Genomic DNA, 21,152 nt, shown 5'->3' on the forward strand with positions numbered 1-21,152 from the left:
CGCTTGCGACAATCTATATCTTCGCGCGAGTGTGCATCTTGGACACGTTAGTGCCTTTTTATGTAACAGGGAATTTCCTGTTACATAAAAAGGCAGAACACATGAACTCATGTATTCTGCCAGTCTCGTTCTGCTTTATTTTATCAGATTCTATCACAGATCAGATTTCCCATCTCGGTGGTTCCAACCTGCTTTTTGCCCTCGTCCATGATATCGACGGTGCGGTAGCCCTCTGCGAGGACCTTTCTGACCGCATCCTCAATAGCATCTGCTTCCTTGTCAAGGTCGAAGGAGAAGCGGAGCATCATAGCTGCGGAGAGGATCGTCGCGATCGGATTTGCGATGTCTTTTCCTGCGATATCCGGTGCGGAACCATGGCTCGGCTCGTAGAGACCAAATTTGCTCTCATTTAAGCTTGCGGAGGACAGCATACCGATGGAACCGGTGATCATGCTCGCCTCGTCGGATAAGATGTCGCCAAACATGTTCTCTGTTAAGATAACATCGAACTGGCGCGGGTTCATAACGAGCTGCATTGCGCAGTTGTCGACCAGCATATTTTCAAGAGTGACTTCCGGGTAGTCCTTTGCGACTTCCGCAACGACTTTTCTCCAGAGTCTGGAGGAGTCAAGTACATTTGCCTTATCGACGCTGGTTACTTTCTTCTTTCTCTTCATGGCGATCTCGAATGCCTTGATCGCTACGCGGCGGATCTCCTTCTCGCTGTATACGAGAGTATCTGTCGCCTGCTCAACACCGTTTACGGTCTCTGTGTGGCGCTCACCGAAGTAAAGGCCTCCGGTCAGCTCGCGGACGATGACCATGTCGAAGCCGTCACCGATGATCTCCTGTTTTAACGGGCATGCGCCTGCAAGATCATTGTAGAGGTATGCCGGGCGGATATTTGCGAAGAGATTTAATCCTTTGCGGATCGCAAGAAGTCCTGCCTCCGGTCTTAAGTTCGGGGCAACATCGTACCAGCGGGAGTTGCCGACATTTCCACCGACTGCACCGAGAAGAACAGCGTCACTCTTCTTTGCAGTCTCCAGCGCCTCGTCTGTCAGCGGCACACCGTAGGTGTCGATGGAGATTCCACCCATGAGGACCTCTTCATAGTTGAATTTATGACCGTATTTCTGACCTGTTTTATCTAAAACTTTCTTTGCTTCTCTCACGATTTCCGGACCGATCCCGTCACCGGAGATCGTTGCAATTCTATATTCCATGTCTTTTTCCTCCATATCCCGCCTGAAAATTCACGAAATGCTGCCGTCATTTCCATATTTTTCGGGTATTTTACTTTTCATATTTGTACCGGACTAATTCCTTTTCTGTCCGATTATCTCTTTGTAATCATACTCTAATTTTTCTTAATTTTCAACAAATTGGAGGAATTACTGGCATATATGTTTTCTATTATTTATATGAATCACAGTTATACTTTAGCGGGGTTCACTCTCACTGCTTCTCTTCATGATAAAAGGCACATCACCCGGAACCAATGTTTATTCCATGGCATGTGCCTTTTTCGTTACTGTTCACGCTTTGCGCAAACAGTAACTGATTTTGCCGATGCTTCGCATTCCGAATCGGCAAAATCCACTACCACCACTGTATTGTACGGAATTTTCAGTTCAGAAAATTCCTACCCGTGTACAGTAACCCTTTTTCTTCTCAGAATTTTTCTTACTCGTGGTACATCTCCGGTCTTCTATCGCGGAAGAGTCCCCATGAGAATCTCTCGCGCTCCAGCTCATCCAGATCAAACTCCGCTGTGATCACGCCCTCGCTGTCGCGGTCCATGGACTGGATCACTTCGCCGACACCGTCCGTGATGAAGGAGGAGCCATAAAATTTCAGGGCTGATTTCTGGTTTCCATTTGCCTCACATGGCGTTACCTCTTCCAGTCCCACACGGTTTGCCGCGATCACCGGCATCAGGTTCGACGCGGAATGTCCCTGCATACAGCGTCTCCAGTGGGGCATGCTGTCCACGGAGAGGATCGGCTCGCTGCCGATGGCTGTCGGGTAGAATAAGAGCTCTGCGCCCTTTACCGCCATAAATCTCGCGGTCTCCGGGAACCACTGGTCCCAGCAGATGCCCACGCCGATGGTGCCGTAGCGGGTCTTAAATGCCTTAAATCCCGTGTCGCCCGGTGTGAAGTAGAATTTTTCCTGATAATAGTGGTCATCCGGGATATGGGTCTTCCGGTAGATTCCAAGATTTGTTCCATCTGCGTCAAGGATCGCAACAGTGTTGAACAGGCGCTTTCCGTCCTTCTCGTAGAAGCTGATTGGAAGAACGACTTTGAGCTCCTCCGCCACCTTCGCGAAGTGTTTTACCGCGTCGTTCTCCTCCACCGGCTTTGCAAACTCATAGTATTCGTACTGGCGCTCCTGGCAGAAATACTGGCGCTCAAAAAGCTCCGGGAGCAGGATGATCTGGGCTCCGTCCGCTGCCGCTTTTCTCACGAGTCTCTCCGCGTTTGCGATATTCGCATTCACGTCTCTTGTGCAGCGCATCTGTACCGCTGCGACTTTTACTTTTCGCATTTTATATTTCCTCCTGTGGGGTATCCGTTTTATTGTCCCTATGTGCTGTCTATATTCCAGCTCTATATTGTTCTTTCATTTTTAATTTTTTGAATTGCTCCTCAGGTACAGCGTCTATCCTGGTTCAATACACGTTTTCTGATTCTATTTTTTATCGTATTCTTTTCCTATCTTCCCTGCGGGATCTGCTGCGTAATACAGTGGATATTTCCGCCGCCGAGCAGAATATCCCGGGCCGGGATCGGGCAGATCTTTCTTTCCGGGAACACTTTTCCGAGGATCTCCACCGCCGTCTTATCATGCTCATCCCCAAACTGCGGCACGATCACCCCGCCGTTTGAGATATAGAAGTTTACATAACTTGCCGCCAGACGTTCCCCGACTTCTCTCGTGTCCTCGCCGTCCTCAAACTCATAACCGCCGAGGTCTTCCTCCGTCACACAGATCGGTGTCTTTGGGATTGGAAGCTTGTGGACTTTGATTTTTCTTCCCATTGCATCTCTTTCCCGTTCCAGAATGTCCAGGCAGCTCTTTGACATGGAATACTGTGGGTCTGACTCGTCGTCTGTCCAGCCTAAGACCACCTCGCCCGGGCGCACGAACGCGCAGATGTTGTCCACATGTTCATTCGTCTCGTCATTGTAGATTCCATGTTCCAGCCAGATCACCTTTTTAGCCCCGAGGTAAGCACAGAGCTTCTTTTCGATCTCGTCCTTTGTGAGCTTCGTATTTCTTCCTCCGCTCAGGAGGCACGCTGCCGTCACAAGAACCGTCCCCTCTCCGTCAGAATGGATCGAACCGCCTTCCAGAACGAAGGGGTGGGCCTCGTAGCAGTCATAGCCAAGCTCCCCACAGACTTTTTCCGCCACAAGATCGTCCTTCTCCCAGTGGGCGTAAAGTCCGTCCACGGTTCCACCCCAGGCGTTGAACTCCCAGTCAATGCCACGGACAGTGCCTTCCCCGTTCACCACAAAGGTCGGTGCCACATCCCGCGCCCAGGCATCGTCGGACTCCATCCGGATCACGTGGATCCCGTGTCCCGGATTCCCGGCTAACATCTCGCGGGCATTCTCCTCCACATCCGGCTCCGCCAGCATAAAGACCTCCTCGCTCTCCGCGATGGCCCATGCCACGCGCTTGAATGCCTCTCTCGCTTTTTTCGCGCCGTAGTTCCAGCTTCCCGGACGCTTTGGCCAAATCATGATGCAGCCTCTGTGGGGTTCAAATTCTCCCGGCATGCGGAATCCATCTGCTGCCGGTATCGTGTGAAGTTTGTTCATTCTTCAGTTCCTTTCCTGACTTATCTTCATTAACTACTAATTATACCAATCTATCTCATGTCCATCTTCCCGCTGTTCGACCCGGAAACAACTCTCACTTCCAGGTTTTTTACCGCCACTTTTTTATATAACCGCCTTTTTCCTTGTCACAAGGCGGAGAGCAGCCACAATCCATATTACACGGCGGTGGACAGTCACATCTTCCTCCCGGCTCACATGGAGGTGGGCAGGGACAAAACGGCGGCTTTGGCGGCGGTGGACACGGCTTCGGGGGCTTCGGCGGCTTTTCCTTCTTCTCCTCAACCCGGACCAGAATAATATCGTCCCCGATCTGGCAGATATCCCCAAAAGGGATCACAAATTCCTTTTCCCGTCCCAGGAATCCGCAGACACAGCCCGGTCCCGGCACAATGATCGCTAAAATCCTGCCTGTACACGGATCAATGTCCAGATCCCCCACAAAGCCCAGCCGTTTGCAGTCGCAGACATTGATCACTTCCCGCCTCTTTAACTCGCTCATCCGCATGGCATCATCTCCCGGACAGAAACATTTTATGTATCCCAGCAACCACAGACCTGTTATTCGCGCAGGCTGCCGTCAACCAGTCATACTCTCTATTTATAGTCTATGTTCCATTTCTTGTCCCTGAGATAAATATCCAGCATTATTTTCACTTAATTGTAATTTTTCTGAAGCTTTACAACTCAATATTCTCCGGCAGTTTTCCCACTGCCTTCAAAATCTTCGCCGCGTTTTTCCACAGCATGTCTTCCTTTTCGCTGTCCGAAAAGCTGCTGTCCTTGATCCTCGCGATTGCGGCTTTCTGGCTGCCATAAGGAAAATCGCAGCCGTAGAGCACCCGCTTTGTGCCGAACTGCCGGACGATCTTCTCGAACTCTCCGGCTTCCTCCAGCTCCGCGCTCATGGCCGTATCGATAAACACATTTTCCGGCAGATTTTCAAGATTCTCATTGGGATTTTTCATCATGCAGAAGCTTCCCATATGGGCCATGATAATTGGGATATCCGGGGCAGATTTTAAGATTTTTCGGATTCCCGATGGGTAAAGATCATAAGGGCGCACGATCCTCGCCGTCCCCATATGGATCAGCACCGGAAATCCCAGCTCATTGATCTTTCTCCACATCTCCTCGTACTTTGGATCTTCCAGATGGACCTTCTGAAATGGCGGATGGAACTTGATTCCCGCCATCTCCATATCCTTCAGCTTTTCCAGTTCCTCGATCACATTCGCACAGTCCGGGTGAAGCCCCCCGAATGGGATAATATTCTTCCTTGCCGATTCCTTCGCGAACCGGTTTACCTCCCCCTGATTCTGTGGTTTCGATACCACCGGCAGGTTCACGGAGATATCCACTCCCGCCTCCCGCATCCGCGCCAGCAGATTTTCCCTGATCGGAAGCTTCTTAAAGTCATCATTTTCATGCCCGGTGACCTCCATGGCCCGTCTCGCCAGGGCAACCGGATAGATATGCGTATGAATGTCAATGATCCTGCAATTCATCTATTCTTCTCCAGTTCTTCCTCCATGCACCGTTTTCGGCAGCATGTTCCTGAATTTTTCTGCGGCTTTGGTTTTTATTTGCAATGAGTCACTTTTTCTTTACCATGCAGCGCTTTTTAAAAAACGAAATACCGTAGCAAAGAATCTGGTCATAGTCTTCCTCATACTCCTTTGCGTACATTCGATCATCAATTTGCCGCAAAGCTGTATCGCACGCACTCCCCAGATTTTCCAGAACCTTCGTATACTTTGCCTCAAAAATTGCAACACGGGCATTCATAGAATCGTAAATAACCACATCGCTCCGGCCTTCTCCGTGTTCCTTGTTGGAATCCACCATATATCCGGCGCCGGTGAAGATACCTGCAAGAAAAGCGTGGTAGAAGTCTTCCCGATAGTCATGGTAGCTGATCGTCCGCCGGAGCAGGGCATTCATTTCTTTGGTAATCCTCTCACTGTCACCGTTCCATACAGCGTCAAACAAAGCATTTCGATTCCACTTCTTCGTGCTGTCATCGAACCATTTAATAACTGTCGTTTCAAAAATCTCTTTGATTTCTGCATTCGGAATCATAAGAGCAGCCATGCCATCCGGCAGTTCGTCCTTGTAATCTCCCTTGCGCGCTTTGGTTAAGTAGCCCGTCAGATATAGTGTACTCCAAAGATTCTCTTCCGAAGAATGCAGATAATCATAGGTCAGGTTTTCATCTACACGCTGAACAATGCAGCCGCCCGCCATCAAAGTTTCAAGCTTATTTGTAATCGTACCGCCTGCATACTCAATAAAGGAACGTATGATGGCATTGTCGCTGGTGTTTTTCCAATAGCTGACCGGTCTGGCTTTCGGATTTCGCTGCAGTTCCAACATATAATTCATAACATCCCACGGGCAGTAAACATCAAAATCACCGAAATGGTAACCATCATACCATTTCCTGATATTGTCAGCCTGTTCCGTCAGACCGGCGTCATTCAGCAGCTGGTCAACCTCGCTCTGTACAAAACCAAAATACTCGTTCAAACGGGAATTTGTGATCGTATCCGACACAAACTTATTTGTTCCAGTAAAGATGCTCTCTTTTGCAATCTTCAAACACCCCGTAACAACCGCGAACCGAAGTGCCTGATTGTCCTTCAGTGCCTGCATCAAGCCTTTCATAACATCGAGCATTTCATCATAGTAACCGTTGTTGTTCGCTTTTGCTACGGGAACATCATACTCATCTATAAGAAGAATTACAGGCTTTTCATAATAGCTTTGCATCATCGTTGTCAAAAGCATAAGGCTGCTCTTAACTTCTTTTATCGAACCGCTGCCATGTGCGAGATGTGCAAACGCCGCTTTTTGGAATTCCGTGGCATTTTTACCATCAAGCAAATAGAGATGTCTGTTGTACAAATCCGCAATCACCATTGTGAGCATATCGTATGCCCCAGTGAAATCCAGTCCATCTACCTGTCGAAACGAAACAAAAATTGTCGGATACTGGTTCATCCACGCATCGCACAATGCCTGGTTTTCTGTAATTTTCAGTCCCTCAAACAGTTTTCTGCTCTCCTTGCGGATGTCGAAGAATCTTTCCAGCATGCTCATGCCCAATGTCTTGCCGAAGCGCCGGGGACGGGTAATAAGCGTTACTTTTATCCCCGTTCTGCTGAGCAGCTCTCCTATTAATTCCGATTTATCAATATAGTAATACTCATTTTTACGAATTTCTTCAAAATCCGAAACTCCAACAGGAATGTTCATTTCTTTCATCTCTGCTGCTCCTTTCGTGCAGCCATGCACAGATTTTTCATTGCTTCTATGCTACCATGAATCTCGTGTTTTTACAAGAAAAAGCTCTGCTTACTGCGGCTATTCCGGCTTCCGCTCATTCTGCGTAATTTGCTATAAGCCATAACAAAAAATGGCCCAGCTCCATTTCTGAAGCCGGACCGTGTGCGCTCTGCTGCGCTTATCTATTCATTTTCTCCCAATCATGACCTCTTTTAGCAGCAAAGATCCACAATCACCTGTGCAAAGATCTTCGCACTCATTGTGAGCTCGTCAACCACCGCGAACTCATCCGGGCCGTGCATGTGGTTCTCGGTCTCCGGAAGGGCAGCGCCGAAAGCAACGCCGTTCTTTAAATTGTGGACATAGGTTCCGCCACCGATGGCGATACACTCGCCCTTTCTTCCGGAATATTTCTCATATGCGGAGAGCAGAGTCTTCACAAAATCAGAATCTGCCGGTACATGGTGCGGCGGCTTCATTTCTTCTGTATTGAAGGAGATTCCATCTGCTTCCATTTTTTCACGGATCACATTGATGGTGTTTTCCTTTGTGGCACAAATCGGACAGCGGCTGTCAAATTCGCCCTCTAAACTTTTCTCGGAAATATCCAACATGCTGAATGCCAGTGTCAGCTCGCCGGACTCCTCATCGCTCATCTTGATTCCAAGCGCTTCGCCGTACCAGTCACCGTGAGGCATCAGGCGGTTTAACGCGCGGACTGCCTTTACCTGTCCGCATTCCGCCAACGGAAGACGCTCGATCAGGGATAAGAGTCCTGTCAGGGCATTCTTTCCTTTCCACGGTGCCATTGCATGGCCGTTTTCGCCAGCTGCAGCAATCTTCAGGCAGCCATCCTCAGAGGATACCGTAAACCGGATTCCAAGCTCCTCTTCCATGCTCTTTGCGAGAGTTTCTGTCTCATCTCCGTCAAGACCCTCAAATAATGCCTCTGCCGCGCCCGGAACCACATTCGTCTTTGTTCCGCTGTGGAAGGATACCATCTTCGGAAGACAGTCAGACGGCTCGAACTCTGCCGTAAAATTACCTCCGATCCGACCTTTCTCGATATTGATCACCGGGAAGGATGCATCCGGTGAGAAGGTCATCGGAGCTTCCTTTTCCACACTGTAGTAGTGGGTGATATCGGAGCTTCCGCACTCCTCGTCAGTGCCAAGGATCAGGCGGACGTTCTTTTTCATCGGGATTCCAAGTTCATTTACGGCACGCATCGCGTAGAGGGCAGCAATTGCCGGTCCCTTATCGTCCGCGGTTCCGCGGCCATAGATCTTTCCGTCTTTTACTACCGGCTCAAAAGGTTCTGTAACAGTCCAGCCGTCTCCGGCCGGAACAACGTCCAGATGTGCCAGAATATCGAGCTGTGCCTCTTTGTCATTCATGTCAACGGTTCCAACATAGTTGTCGTAGTTGTTGATGGAAAAACCGTAGCATTCCGCAATATGCAGAGCTGTACGCAGTGCCTCGGAGCACCCTTCCCCATACGGTTTTCCGATACGGTAAGACCCCTTCACACTGTTGATCCGGCAAAGAGCTCCGATGTCCTCCAGCATTTCTTTCCTGTGCGCGTCAATATACCGGCTGATCTTCTCTTTATACATAAATTTCCGCCTCCATATTTCTTTTGTTATAACCCATTTTACAGACAGGCGGGACCGTCTCATCCCGGGCGTTTCCGAGATCGTAAAGCCAGCCCCGCTTATACCATACTTATTCTGTGCGCCAGTTATTGGCTGCATGCCTGATCACAAACCTGCACTTACGCGCTTTATTGTCTGCTTCGCAGGCGTTTTGTTCGTTTACCTTATTTCATGAATCCAGCTAAGATCTCATTTACGATCTTGCCGTCTGCCTTCCCCTTTACGAGCGGCATCAGGGATTTCATGATCTTTCCTTTGTCCTTTGCTGTCGGGGCTTCGATTCCAAGCTCTGCGAGAACCTTTGCGATCGTCTCCCTGATCTGGTCCTCAGTCATATCAGCCGGAGCAAACTCCTGATATACGGCAAGTCTCTTCTTTGCCTCATCGATGATATCGGCGCGGTCTGCCGGAGCTGTCTCGATGGTCTCCTTGACCTGCTTGATCTCTTTCTTTACGATCGCGTTCTCCTCATCCTCTGTGAGCGGAGCTTCACGCTTGTCGATCTGCGCATTCTTTAACGCAGAGAGAAGCATGGAAAGGGAATCCTTTCTCTCTTTATCTTTTGCTTTCATCGCCTCGACCATAGCTGCTCTTACAACATCGATCTTACTCATCTTATATTCCTCCTGTCTATGCGGTATTCCCAGTCGAAACAACTGGTTCCGCATGTTTCTGTGATGATATATTTTGAAATGAGAATGTGCCAAGGCACATTCTTGCGCCTCGCGCGGTCGCTTGCGACAATCTACATCTTCACGCGAATGCACGTCATTGGCATGTTAGTGCCTTTTGAAATTCACTTGATTAGTTCTTTCCGAACTCACTGAGCTTTAAGTTCGGATTTCTCTCCTCGACCATGCCGACACTCCAGCTGTTGATGAATAACAATAACGGATTGCCCTTGAGGTCGCAGATGCGTTTCATATCGGATGTGCCCTGGATCTTCGCCACATCCACTTCCTCCGGGTTCTCAACCCAGCGGATGTACTCAAACGGAAGCTGTTCCAGTCTTACGTCTACATTATACTCATTCTTTAAGCGGTAGGTCAGGACCTCAAACTGCAGGACACCGACAACGCCGACGATGATCTCCTCCATACCGGTATTGAACTCCTGGAAGATCTGGATCGCGCCTTCCTGAGCGATCTGGTTGACCCCCTTTAAGAACTGTTTTCTCTTCATGGTATCGATCTGGCGGACTCTCGCGAAATGCTCCGGCGCAAAGGTCGGGATACCCTCAAACTGGAACTTCTCGTTGGACGTACAGAGCGTGTCACCGATGGAAAAAATACCCGGATCAAAGACGCCGATGATATCTCCGGCATAAGCCTCGTCAATGATCTTACGGCTCTCAGCCATCAGCTGCTGCGGCTGGGTCAGACGGATCTTTTTGCCTCCCTGGACATGGTTGACTTCCATTCCGGCCTCGAACTTACCGGAGCAGATGCGCATGAACGCGATACGGTCACGGTGTGCCTTGTTCATGTTTGCCTGGATCTTAAATACGAACGCGGAGAAATCTTCCCGGAACGGGTCGATCACGCCTGTCGTTGTCTTTCTCGGAAGCGGAGAAGTCGTCATATTTAAGAAATGCTCCAGAAATGTCTCAACACCGAAGTTTGTGAGAGCAGATCCGAAGAACACCGGTGAAAGCTTTCCGGCACTTACAAGTTCCTGATCAAACTCATCGCTTGCCCCGTCGAGAAGCTCAATATCGTCCCTTAACTGAGCGTGGAAATCGGAACCGATGACGGAATCCACGTCTGTTCCCTCCACGTCGAAAGTCTCTGTGGCAACTTCCTTCTGTCCGCCCATGGCAGCCGTGAAGGTCGTGATCTTCTTTGTCTGGCGGTCATAAACGCCCTTGAAGCTCTTTCCGCAGCCGATCGGCCAGTTGATCGGGCAGGTATGGATTCCGAGAACCTCCTCGATCTCGCTCATGAGCTCGAACGGGTCTCTCGCCTCACGGTCCATCTTGTTTACAAAGGTAAAGATCGGGATATGGCGCATCACACAGACTTTGAACAGTTTGATGGTCTGCGCCTCGACACCCTTTGATCCGTCGATGACCATGACCGCGGAGTCCGCTGCCATCAGGGTACGGTAGGTATCCTCGGAGAAGTCCTGATGTCCTGGGGTATCAAGAATATTGATGCAGTATCCCTCGTAATTGAACTGGAGTACGGAAGATGTTACGGAGATACCTCTCTCCTTCTCGATCTCCATCCAGTCGGAGACTGCGTGCTTTGTCGCTTTGCGTCCCTTTACGGTTCCGGCAAGGTTGATCGCGCCTCCGTATAACAGGAATTTCTCGGTCAGTGTCGTTTTACCGGCATCCGGGTGAGAAATGATCGCGAATGTCCGTCGTCTCTTTATTTCATCATTTAATGAAGCCAAAAAATTTTCCTCCAAATCTATCTTGTGTTTCGTCTAACAATATTTTCCTGCTGACAGCACAAAAGAACCGCGGTCCTTCATTGACTGCCGTTTTTTTCTGCTGCTCTTATTCCAATTAATTTTTACCAGTATTTAAGAGTTTCGTCAAGAAGAAAGCCCTAAAATTCGTTATATTTATAGCAATCTTCACCACTCTGTGCCTGCTTTGCGTTTTTCACCTGTAAAGGCATCTGAGTAGTCGAATCTTCTATTTTCTGGTAAAGATTGGAATTTTCTATCTTTTAATTTCAAAGATCTCGTCTAAGATCGCCCCTGCAACCTCTTCCTTCGACATAATCGGAAGCTCCGTCTCCTTATTCTCGCGGATCATCGTCACTACATTCGTGTCCGTTCCGAAACCGGCACCGGCAACCTTCAGATTGTTGGCAACGATCATATCGAGGTTCTTCTTCTTTAATTTTGCCCTGGAATTCTCCAGCATATGTTCCGTCTCCATAGAAAATCCGCAGAGGAACTGGCTGTCTTTTTTATGTTCTCCGAGCCATTTTAAGATATCGTCGGTGCGCTCCAGTTCGATCGCCATATCTCCGTCTTTCTTCTTCGTTTTTTCCGTGTTCACGAATTTCGGGCGGTAGTCAGCGACAGCCGCGGCCTTGATCACCGCGTCCATCTCATCACTGCGGCTTGTCACGGCCTCAAACATATCTTTGGCGGTAACCACCGGAACAAAGTTTACGAACATCGGCGGCTCCACCTCTGCCGGTCCGGAAACAAGAGTCACGTCAGCGCCGCGGAGAGCTGCCGTCTTCGCGATGGCATATCCCATCTTTCCGGTACTGTGGTTTGTAATATAGCGCACCGGGTCGATGGCCTCCCTCGTCGGGCCTGCGGTCACGAGGATCTTCTTTCCTTTTAAGTCTTTCTCGTACTGGACTTCCTTTAAGATATACTGGAGCAGCACCTCCGGCTCCGGCATCTTTCCGGCTCCGGTATCGCCGCAGGCGAGGTATCCGCTTGCCGGGCTGATCACTTCCATTCCGTAGTGTTCGCAGATCTTTAAGTTGTCCTGTGTGATCGGATTCTCGAACATTCTCGTATTCATCGCCGGGCTGATGATCTTCCTGCAGGTACAGGCGAGAACCGTGGTCGTCAACATATCGTCCGCAAGGCCATGGGCCAGCTTCGCGATCACATTCGCGGAAGCCGGGGCAACGAGGACAACATCCGCTGCCTTCGCAAGGGAAACATGTTCAACGGAAAATTCAAAGTTCCGGTCAAATGTATCCACCAGGCATTTATTTCCGGTCAGTGTCTCGAATGTAATCGGGTTGATGAAATTTGTCGCATTCCGGGTCATAAGCACATGGACATCTGCCTTCAGTTTTTTCAGTGCGCTGGCGAGATATGCGATTTTATATGCAGCGATACTGCCGCTCACGCATAAAAGTACGGTTTTTCCTGCTAACATTTGGAATCCTCCGTTGTAATTTTAGTCAATTTATGGTAAGATAATTCGAACTTTAAAATTATGAGGAACCTGTCTCACACGTTTCTCATATTCACAGTGACGGTTGACAAATCCCGCAAATACGGAACCTTTGATCAACTGCACACGTAAAAACAGTATAACACGTTACTTAGAATTGTGGAAGGAGTTTTCTCAATGATTTTAGCAATCGACATGGGAAACAGCAATATCGTTGTCGGAGGTCTTGACGACAATAAAACATATTTTGAGGAGCGCATCACCACCGATGACCGAAAAACGAGTCTCGAATACGCGATCCTTTTAAAGAATATTCTGGAGATTCATAAAGTAAAGAAAAATGATATCGAAGGTTCCATTATGGCGTCCGTTGTCCCGCCACTGAACGCGCCGATCTCTTCCGCCGTGAAGAAGATCACCGGAAAGAAACCGTTTCTTGTTGGTTCCGGCATGAAGACAGGCTTAAACATCAAGATGGATAACCCTAAGACCGTCGGCGGTGACCGGATCGTGGCCGCTGTCGCTGCAAATGCCAAATACAAAGGACCGATCATCATCGCGGACATGGGAACCGCGACAACGCTCGATGTGGTGGACCACGATGGAAATTACATCGGCGGTGTGATTCTCCCCGGTGTAAAGGTTGCCTTAAACTCCCTCGTTTCCAATACAGCCCAGCTTCCGAGGATCAGCTTCGATGTTCCGAAACGTACGATCGGAAAGAACACCATCGAATGTATGAGAAATGGTATCATGCTTGGCAATGCCGCAATGCTTGACGGTCTTATCGACCGCATGACCGCAGAGCTCGGCGAACCGGCAACCCTTATTGCTACCGGCGGTATGGCAAGATTCATCACACCGCTCTGCACCCACAAAATCACCTATGACCCGGATCTTCTGCTCCGCGGACTGATGATCCTGTACAGACAAAATACAGAAACAAAAGATGCGTAAAGCTTCACTGCCGAATGAAATTAACGTTCATTCGGCTTTTTTATTCAGAATTGTCCTCCCGACTGTTGCTGTCTATACATTTCGTTTGAAACGAAATATAAGCGAAATGCAGAGTTGTAATATTTCGTTTAATGGGATATACTTATGATAGAATTACGTTTGGAGGTGTTCTATGAACTATTTATCCAGCATGGAAACGGCAAAAGCAATGGGAATCACAGTGCGCAGAGTCCAGCAGATGTGCAAGCAGGGCGAAATTTCCGGAGCTGTGAAAAAGGGACATTCCTGGCTGATTCCAGAAAATGCAGTTTGGCCAGATTCAGGCGAAAAGAAAAAGCCGATGCCCATTGGGATTTCTGATTTCAAGACGGCGACCACAAGCTATTATTATGTAGATAAAACCTTGCTGATCCGTGATTTTCTGGATACGAAACCTATGGTATCGTTGTTTACCCGTCCGAGACGTTTCGGTAAAACATTGAATATGGATATGGTTCGGGTCTTTTTTGAAAAAACACAGGAGGACACCTCCATTTATTTCAAGGATAAGCAGATATGGCAGTGTGGTTCTGATTATACCCGGCATCAGGGAAAGTATCCGGTCATATTCCTGACATTTAAGGATGTAAAATGTCTGACATGGCAGGAGACATTTCAGAAGATCCGTAAGCTGATTTCACTGGAATTTATACGGCACAGTGAACTTGAGGAAAGTACTGCACTTGGAATCTATGAAAAAGAACAGTACCATCGCCTTGCCAGTGACAATGCGAATGAAGTAGACTGCCAGATGGGATTACAAATCTTATCTCTGTTGCTGCACAAGCATTATGGACAAGAATGTATTATCATTATTGATGAATACGATACACCGATCCAGCAGGGACATCATTGCAATTTTTATCCTGAAATCGCGAATTTCATGCGTAATTTCTTTTCCGGCGGCCTGAAGGATAATCCACATCTGGCTTTCGGCTTTCTCACAGGAATTCTCCGTGTTGCAAAAGAAAGCATTTTCAGCGGCATGAATAATTTGAAAACCAATTCAATTTTGGATGACAGTTACAGTGAATATTTCGGATTTACGCCTGAAGAAGTAAAAGAAATTCTGCACTACTATGGAAAAGAGGATAAATATCAGGAGATCTGCAGCTGGTATGACGGATACCGATTTGGTCATACAGAAATCTTTAATCCATGGTCTGTGATCAATTACATTACCGATCAATGCTTCCCAAAGGCATTCTGGCAGTCTACCGGCAGCAACGAAATCATTGGTGAGATTATCGCGACATCTACTCCCGAGATAACGGAAGGACTTCATAAACTGCTCTGCGGTGAAAAAATCACTACCTATATAGACACCAGCGTGATCTATCCGGAGATCCAGAATAATCCATACACGATTTATAGTTTTCTTCTTGTTGCGGGTTACTTAAAAGTTGCAGAAATTTATCCACAGAATGATGGGAATTTCATGTGTGATGTTGCAATTCCAAATAAAGAGATTGCCTGTGTTTATGAAAAAGAAATTTTGAATCGGACGAATCAGAACAGCGTCGCGATTTCTATCAATCAGGCGATATTCTCCGGAAATGCAAAAAAGCTTCAATCTTTGCTGGAGAATTTTATGCTGCAGAGTATTTCTTCTATGGATGGGGCAAATGAAAGTTTTTATCATGGCATGATGCTTGGATTATGTGCGATCCTTGGAAACAGGTACCAGATTCGTTCCAATCGAGAATCGGGACTTGGCCGATTTGATATTCAACTGAATCCATTAGTAAAAGGAATTCCGGGATTCCTGTTTGAATTCAAACACACAAATGATGATCATGTGGATCTGGATGCGCTGGCAGATCGCGCCCTCCAACAAATAGATGTGAAAAAATATGACACGGAATTGCGGGATGCAGGTGTCCGGCCGATCATAAAAATCGGGATTGCTTTTCGTGGAAAAACAGCCGTTGTGAAACGAAAATAATGAGAAGGGGCTGCCGCACCAATTTTGGTATGCGGCAGCCCCGTTTTCTATAATCATGTTTCTATTTTATCCCAGTCTTCTCACAAATTCCTCATACCCAAAGGTTTTCACCACACTGCACTCCCCATTCTCATCCATTCGCGCGATGGACGGCAGGCACATGCCGTTGAAGGTGTTGTTTTTTACCATGGAGTAGATCGCCATGTCCTCGAAATAAAGTCTGTCACCAATCCGGATCTCGTGGTCGAAGGAATAATCACCGATCACGTCACCCGCAAGACAGGTCATGGAGGAGAGACGGTAGGTATACTGCTTTTCGTCTGCTTCGCCGGAGTCTTTTAACGGCGGACGGTAGGGCATCTCCAGCACATCCGGCATGTGGCAGGCAGCGGAGGCATCCAAAATCAGAGTCCTGATGCCGTTATCCACAATGTCCATGACTTCCGTCACGAGATATCCCGCGTTTAACGCCACGGCTTCCCCAGGTTCCACATAGACAGTGACATCATATGTCTCCTGCATATGGCGGATGCAGCGCTCTAAACGGTCGATGTCGTAATCGTTTCTCGTGATATGATGTCCGCCGCCCATGTTAAGCCATTTGATATTCGGAAGCTTCAGATACTTTCCGAATTTATCTTCCACAGCTTTCAGAGTTGTCTCCAGATCATCCGAGTTCTGCTCGCAGAGAGTATGGAAATGGATCCCGTCAAGCTTTTCCACGAGATCTTCCCGGAAATTTGCCAGGGTCACACCGAGTCTGGAGCCGGGCGCGCATGGATCATAGATCGCGTGGTCACCCTGAGTAGAACACTCCGGGTTTACGCGGATGCCGATGCTGACGCCTTTTTCCTTACAGAAGTCCGCGTATTTTTCAAGCTGGGAAAAGGAATTGAATACCAGATGTTCGCAGATATCGGTGAGTTCCCCGATCTCCGATTCCTTGAAGGCCGGAGCGAATACGTGATTTTCTTTTCCCATTTTTTCATATCCAAGCTTTGCCTCGAAAAGACCGCTGGCTGTGGTTCCGTCCAGATACTGCCCGATCAGTGGGTACTCAAAGAAGTTCGAGAATGCCTTCTGGGCAAGAAGGATCTTACAGCCGGTGTCGTCCTTGACCTTCTTTAAAATTTCCAGATTCTTCCGAAGCTTTTTTTCATCAATTACATAACATGGAGTTGGTAATTCATTAATCTTCATCTTGTTCTCCAATTACTGACTCGTTCCTGATACACATCTCAGCCCTACCAGAAAACGAAGTTCATTTTTCTACTGCCGTATCACAATACAGCAACACCCCTGACAACTCGTTCCTGCCAGAGGTGTTTTCTGTACTTGAACCTGTTCCACATTCCGCGCTTTTCCTGCATTCATCGCGAATATGCCAAACAGTCATTCATTTTCAAATTTTTATTTCACAATCTCCGGATTCTCATCCACAACCCACGGAAGTCCCCACTTGTTCAGTGCTTCCATATACGGATCCGGATCGAACTCTTCGACGTTGAATACGCCTGCGCCCTTCCAGGTTCCGTCAACGACCATCATGGAACCGATCATAGCCGGTACGCCTGTCGTGTAGGAGATGGCCTGGGAGCCGACTTCCTTGTAACACTCCTGATGGTCACATACGTTATAAATATAGATCGTCTTCTCTTTTCCGTCCTTCACACCGGTAAAGATACAGCCGATGTTTGTCTTTCCGACGGTTCTCGGACCTAAGGATGCCGGATCCGGAAGAAGAGCCTTTAAGAACTGGATCGGAACGATCTCCTGTCCGTTAAAGTTTACCGGGGAAGTGGAAAGCATTCCAACGTTCTCTAAGCATTTCATGTGGGTCAGGTAGCTCTGTCCGAAGGTCATGAAGAAGCGGATGCGCTTTACGCCCGGAATGTTCTTTGCAAGGGATTCGATCTCCTCATGATGTAAAAGGTACATGTCCTTCTCGCCGACCTGCGGGAAGTTGTACTCGCGCTTGATCTCCATCGGCTTTGTCTCTACCCAGTGACCATTCTCCCAGTAGGAACCGTTTGCGGATACCTCGCGGAGGTTGATCTCCGGGTTGAAGTTTGTAGCGAACGGGTAGCCATGGTCGCCGCCGTTGCAGTCTAAGATGTCGATGGTGTGGATCTCATCGAAATAGTGCTTTAACGCATACGCGGAGAAGACACTTGTGACACCCGGGTCAAAACCGGTTCCTAAGAGTGCCATAAGTCCAGCCTCTTTGAATTTCTCCTGATATGCCCACTGCCAGGAATAATCGAAGTATGCGGTAAAGCCCTCTTCCTTGCAGCGTTTCTCATAGATTGCGCGCCATGTCGGATCGTCGGTGTCCTCCGGCTCGTAGTTTGCGGTATCGATATAGTTTACGCCGGCCTTTAAGCATGCATCCATGATCGTCAGGTCCTGATACGGGAGTGCAACGTTTAACACTGCATCCGGCTTGTAGCTTTCCATTAAAGCCACCAGCTCGTCCACGTTGTCAGCATCCACTTTCGCGGTCGTGATCTTCGTCTTTGTCGTTCCCTGAAGTTTCTCCTTTAAAGCATCGCACTTGGATACGGTACGGCTTGCGATCATAATTTCTGTGAATACATCACTGTTCTGACAACACTTGTGGATCGCTACGGACGCAACACCTCCGCAGCCGATGATCATTAATCTGCTCATGTTTATTTTTCCTCCTCTTTTAAAAGATCCTCAACATACTTCGGCAGCATGAATGCTCCCATGTGAAGATGTGTCGTGTAATACCAGGTTTCGATATTTAATGCATCCCATTCCCGGGGTTTGAAATCCTTGATGGGATGATATTTCTTTGAAGCGAAGCCGAAGAGCCAGTATCCGGACGGACAGGTTGGAATATGCGCCTGATACACACGGCTGATTGGGAAGGAGCGGAATGCCTTGCGGTGCATGCTGCGGCAGGCCAGCTCGTCCTCATCGTAGAATGGGCTTCCGTGCTGGTAGACCATGATTCCATCTTCCTTTAAGGCGCTGTAGCAGCTACCGTAGAATTCCTTCGTGAACAGTCCCTCAGTATGGCCGAAGGGGTCTGTGGAATCGTTGATGATAAGGTCATACTTTGCCTTCTTGTTTCTTAAAAATCTCAGACCGTCATCATAGTGGACCTCGACACGCGGATCATCTAAGGCACAGGCTACCTCCGGGAAAAATTTTCTTGAAACCTCCACAAACATCTCATCCGTCTCCACGACATCGATATGTTCCACGCAGTCATACTGCAAAAGCTCTTTCGCGACACCGCCGTCGCCGCCGCCGATGATCAGTACGTCCTTCACACACGGATGGACCGCCATCGGCACATGGGTCACCATCTCGTCATAAATAAACTCGTCCTTCTCGGAGAATACGATCTCCCCGTCCAGAGAGATAAATTTTCCAAATTCCTCGGAATCGAACACATCGATCCGCTGATATTCACTCTCCCCGGAAAACAGCTGCTTTTCGATTTTGATGGACAGCTTGACATTTCCGGTGTGCAGTTCTGAAAACCAGAATTCCATATCTCGTGACTCCTTGTATCGTATTGGCCAAAGCCTGTATGCGGGCAGACAGCCTGTTTGCCTGCAGCCAGCTCCGGCGCCTTAAAAATTCATGCTATATGTTTGCCAGCACCATCAGATGATCCACTGCCGGATCCTCTGTTCCCTGCATGGAGCATCCCTTTTTCTTCGCATACAGGATATACTGGACCACGTCGTCCGTGATCATCTCCCCCGGCGCCAGGATCGGGATTCCCGGCGGATAACACATCACAAACTCCGCACAGACTCTTCCTGAAGACGCTTCCACCAGAACGGAGACCTTCTCGGAGTAGAACGCTTTCTGCGGGGACATAACAACCTTTGGAGAAATGTACTCGCCAGAGAGCAGTCCGGAGCTGTCTTTTTTGTAGAGACGCTCGATATCATCCAGAGCACCAACAAGGCGCTCAATGTCCTGGATACGATCTCCGATGGAGATGTAAGCCAGAATGTTGCTGATGTCACCGAATTCGATCTGGATATCATACTCGTCGCGCAGAAGATCATAGACCTCGATTCCCGCAAGTCCGATGTCTCTTGTATATACGGAGAGCTTCGTTACATCGTAATCGAAAATGCTGTCACCGTTCACCAGTTCTTTTCCATAAGCATAATAGCCGCCGATGGAGTTGATCTCCCGTCTCGCGTATTCTGCCATCTCAACGACCTTCGCGAAGGATTCCTCACCGCGGAGAGCCAGATTTCGTCTTGAGATATCAAGACTGGAAAGAAGCAGGTAGGATGCGCTTGTAGTCTGGGTCAGGTTGATGATCTGGCGCACATAATCGGTGTTCACTCCCTTATTTAAAAGAAGAAGCGAACTCTGGGTCAGGCTTCCGCCGGACTTGTGCATGGATACCGCCGCCATATCGGCTCCCGCTGCCATTGCGGAGATCGGAAGATTCTTTCCGAAATACAGGTGGGTTCCATGAGCCTCGTCCGCGAGAACCCTCATGCCCCTCGCATGGGCAAGCTGTACGATCGTTTTTATATCAGAGCAGATGCCGTAATAGGTCGGGTTGTTGACGAACACCGCAACCGCATCCGGATTGTCCTCGATGGCCTGTTTTACTTTTTCGACCTGCATTCCCAGCGAAATACCGAGTCTCTGGTTCATCTCCGGATTTACGTAGATCGGGATTCCGCCGCAGAGCACCAGAGCGTTGATGACGCTCTTATGTACGTTTCGCGGCAGGATGATCTTATCTCCGGCTTTTACCACCGAGAGGATCATGCTCTGGACCGCAGATGTCGTTCCGCCTACCATCAGATAGGCGCTGGCCGCTCCGAATGCCTCCGCCGCAAGCTCTTCCGCCTCACGGATCACGGAGACCGGATGACAGAGGTTGTCAAGCGGCTTCATGGAGTTTACGTCCAAAGATACACATTTTTCGCCTAAAAGCTGTACCAGTTCCGGATTTCCGCGTCCTCTCTTATGTCCCGGTACATCAAACGGGACAACTCTCTTCTTTTTAAATTCCTCGAGCGCTTCATAGATCGGGGCTTTCTTTTGTCTCTCTCTGTCCATGGTTTTGTTCCTCATGCATTTTATTGATTGCGCATCATCTGAATCATAAAAAAAAGCAGATGACGCCAAAACCATCATCTGCTCAAAACGATTCTATTCCATTGGGGTCTGGGGCGCGTCACTCCGCTCCCGTCTGCCTCTGACCTTTATCGTTTTTTCCTCCAAGTCTGCAATCGCAAATATATTGTCCCTGCACTTATTGACCGATTCACAAGATGATGTGTTTTTCAAACACTGATTATAAAGTAATCAACTTATAAATTTGAGCTTTTAACTCAATCAATAATGTGGGCTTAACCCCACGCGGCGCTTGACCCGCCTGTCCGATGGGCTTAACTTCCGTAGTCTGTTCTGCGGGAGTGGTCATTACATACATTTGCATGAAAACGATAAATGTCTCTTCACACTATTTTTATCATACATGAAAAAACATAGAACTGTCAAGTAAAAATTTCCAT

General features: G+C 48.4%; 16 protein-coding genes. 2 read left to right on the forward strand and 14 right to left on the reverse strand.

Annotated elements, in window-relative coordinates:
* Positions 1–143: 143 nt before the first annotated feature.
* The 10 genes from leuB to coaBC form a co-directional block, all read right to left on the reverse strand.
* The gene (gene leuB / locus DW826_RS04275) at positions 144–1,226 is read right to left on the reverse strand and encodes a 3-isopropylmalate dehydrogenase (RefSeq protein ID WP_117470390.1); all 1,083 of its coding nucleotides are present in this window, start codon (positions 1,224–1,226) and stop codon (positions 144–146) included.
* 460 nt (positions 1,227–1,686) lie between these two features.
* A complete protein-coding gene (gene aguB, locus DW826_RS04280; protein WP_117552128.1) occupies positions 1,687–2,553 on the reverse strand; it encodes an N-carbamoylputrescine amidase in 867 nt (288 codons plus the stop codon).
* Between the two features lie 167 nt (positions 2,554–2,720).
* Entirely contained in the window at positions 2,721–3,833 is a 1,113-nt protein-coding gene (gene aguA, locus DW826_RS04285) for an agmatine deiminase (RefSeq protein ID WP_117552129.1), read from the reverse strand.
* Positions 3,834–3,942: 109 nt separating this feature from the next.
* Complete coding sequence (locus tag DW826_RS18940) at positions 3,943–4,353, reverse strand: YlmC/YmxH family sporulation protein (RefSeq protein ID WP_347472274.1); 411 nt, start codon at positions 4,351–4,353, stop codon at positions 3,943–3,945.
* A 178-nt stretch (positions 4,354–4,531) separates the two neighbouring features.
* A complete protein-coding gene (locus tag DW826_RS04295) occupies positions 4,532–5,359 on the reverse strand; it encodes an amidohydrolase family protein (protein ID WP_117552131.1) in 828 nt (275 codons plus the stop codon).
* Between the two features lie 88 nt (positions 5,360–5,447).
* Positions 5,448–7,118, reverse strand: coding sequence for an AAA family ATPase (locus DW826_RS04300; RefSeq protein WP_117552132.1), 1,671 nt, complete (start codon positions 7,116–7,118; stop codon positions 5,448–5,450).
* Between the two features lie 233 nt (positions 7,119–7,351).
* A complete protein-coding gene (pepV, locus tag DW826_RS04305) occupies positions 7,352–8,755 on the reverse strand; it encodes a dipeptidase PepV (protein WP_117552133.1) in 1,404 nt (467 codons plus the stop codon).
* 203 nt (positions 8,756–8,958) lie between these two features.
* Positions 8,959–9,408 (reverse strand): GatB/YqeY domain-containing protein, encoded by a 450-nt coding sequence (locus DW826_RS04310; protein ID WP_015553671.1) that lies wholly within the window; start codon positions 9,406–9,408, stop codon positions 8,959–8,961.
* A gap of 190 nt (positions 9,409–9,598) precedes the next feature.
* Positions 9,599–11,191: a peptide chain release factor 3 gene (locus DW826_RS04315; protein WP_117484361.1), complete on the reverse strand. Its 1,593-nt coding sequence runs from the start codon at positions 11,189–11,191 to the stop codon at positions 9,599–9,601.
* 274 nt (positions 11,192–11,465) lie between these two features.
* Complete coding sequence (gene coaBC, locus DW826_RS04320) at positions 11,466–12,659, reverse strand: bifunctional phosphopantothenoylcysteine decarboxylase/phosphopantothenate--cysteine ligase CoaBC (RefSeq protein ID WP_117552134.1); 1,194 nt, start codon at positions 12,657–12,659, stop codon at positions 11,466–11,468.
* 195 nt (positions 12,660–12,854) lie between these two features.
* On the opposite strand from coaBC, the gene DW826_RS04325 reads away from it, so the two are divergent.
* The gene (locus DW826_RS04325; protein WP_117552135.1) at positions 12,855–13,634 is read left to right on the forward strand and encodes a type III pantothenate kinase; all 780 of its coding nucleotides are present in this window, start codon (positions 12,855–12,857) and stop codon (positions 13,632–13,634) included.
* A gap of 172 nt (positions 13,635–13,806) precedes the next feature.
* Positions 13,807–15,618 (forward strand): AAA family ATPase, encoded by a 1,812-nt coding sequence (locus DW826_RS04330; RefSeq protein WP_117552136.1) that lies wholly within the window; start codon positions 13,807–13,809, stop codon positions 15,616–15,618.
* 66 nt (positions 15,619–15,684) lie between these two features.
* Here DW826_RS04330 and nspC read toward each other — a convergent pair whose 3' ends face one another.
* The 4 genes from nspC to DW826_RS04350 form a co-directional block, all read right to left on the reverse strand.
* Complete coding sequence (gene nspC, locus DW826_RS04335; RefSeq protein ID WP_117552137.1) at positions 15,685–16,818, reverse strand: carboxynorspermidine decarboxylase; 1,134 nt, start codon at positions 16,816–16,818, stop codon at positions 15,685–15,687.
* Between the two features lie 210 nt (positions 16,819–17,028).
* Positions 17,029–18,288 (reverse strand): saccharopine dehydrogenase family protein, encoded by a 1,260-nt coding sequence (locus DW826_RS04340; protein ID WP_015553675.1) that lies wholly within the window; start codon positions 18,286–18,288, stop codon positions 17,029–17,031.
* A 2-nt stretch (positions 18,289–18,290) separates the two neighbouring features.
* Positions 18,291–19,145, reverse strand: a complete 855-nt coding sequence (gene speE, locus DW826_RS04345) for a polyamine aminopropyltransferase (protein WP_015553676.1) — start codon at positions 19,143–19,145, stop codon at positions 18,291–18,293.
* A gap of 94 nt (positions 19,146–19,239) precedes the next feature.
* The gene (locus DW826_RS04350) at positions 19,240–20,694 is read right to left on the reverse strand and encodes an aminotransferase class V-fold PLP-dependent enzyme (protein WP_117552138.1); all 1,455 of its coding nucleotides are present in this window, start codon (positions 20,692–20,694) and stop codon (positions 19,240–19,242) included.
* Between the last annotated feature and the right edge of the window lie 458 nt (positions 20,695–21,152).

Source organism: Clostridium sp. AM34-11AC (assembly GCF_003435375.1).
Classification (GTDB): domain Bacteria; phylum Bacillota; class Clostridia; order Lachnospirales; family Lachnospiraceae; genus Pilosibacter; species Pilosibacter fragilis.

What these genes read in the sequence shown, in the direction of transcription:
- DW826_RS04300 (WP_117552132.1), bottom strand. Translation starts at nt 7,118, where the DNA reads ATGAAAGAAATGAACATTCCTGTTGGAGTTTCGGATTTTGAAGAAATT.
- DW826_RS04340 (WP_015553675.1), bottom strand. Translation starts at nt 18,288, where the DNA reads ATGAGCAGATTAATGATCATCGGCTGCGGAGGTGTTGCGTCCGTAGCG.
- DW826_RS04350 (WP_117552138.1), bottom strand. Translation starts at nt 20,694, where the DNA reads ATGGACAGAGAGAGACAAAAGAAAGCCCCGATCTATGAAGCGCTCGAG.
- DW826_RS18940 (WP_347472274.1), bottom strand. Translation starts at nt 4,353, where the DNA reads ATGAGCGAGTTAAAGAGGCGGGAAGTGATCAATGTCTGCGACTGCAAA.
- leuB (WP_117470390.1), bottom strand. Translation starts at nt 1,226, where the DNA reads ATGGAATATAGAATTGCAACGATCTCCGGTGACGGGATCGGTCCGGAA.
- DW826_RS04295 (WP_117552131.1), bottom strand. Translation starts at nt 5,359, where the DNA reads ATGAATTGCAGGATCATTGACATTCATACGCATATCTATCCGGTTGCC.
- pepV (WP_117552133.1), bottom strand. Translation starts at nt 8,755, where the DNA reads ATGTATAAAGAGAAGATCAGCCGGTATATTGACGCGCACAGGAAAGAA.
- DW826_RS04310 (WP_015553671.1), bottom strand. Translation starts at nt 9,408, where the DNA reads ATGAGTAAGATCGATGTTGTAAGAGCAGCTATGGTCGAGGCGATGAAA.
- coaBC (WP_117552134.1), bottom strand. Translation starts at nt 12,659, where the DNA reads ATGTTAGCAGGAAAAACCGTACTTTTATGCGTGAGCGGCAGTATCGCT.
- DW826_RS04330 (WP_117552136.1), top strand. Translation starts at nt 13,807, where the DNA reads ATGAACTATTTATCCAGCATGGAAACGGCAAAAGCAATGGGAATCACA.
- DW826_RS04325 (WP_117552135.1), top strand. Translation starts at nt 12,855, where the DNA reads ATGATTTTAGCAATCGACATGGGAAACAGCAATATCGTTGTCGGAGGT.
- aguB (WP_117552128.1), bottom strand. Translation starts at nt 2,553, where the DNA reads ATGCGAAAAGTAAAAGTCGCAGCGGTACAGATGCGCTGCACAAGAGAC.
- aguA (WP_117552129.1), bottom strand. Translation starts at nt 3,833, where the DNA reads ATGAACAAACTTCACACGATACCGGCAGCAGATGGATTCCGCATGCCG.
- speE (WP_015553676.1), bottom strand. Translation starts at nt 19,145, where the DNA reads ATGGAATTCTGGTTTTCAGAACTGCACACCGGAAATGTCAAGCTGTCC.
- nspC (WP_117552137.1), bottom strand. Translation starts at nt 16,818, where the DNA reads ATGAAGATTAATGAATTACCAACTCCATGTTATGTAATTGATGAAAAA.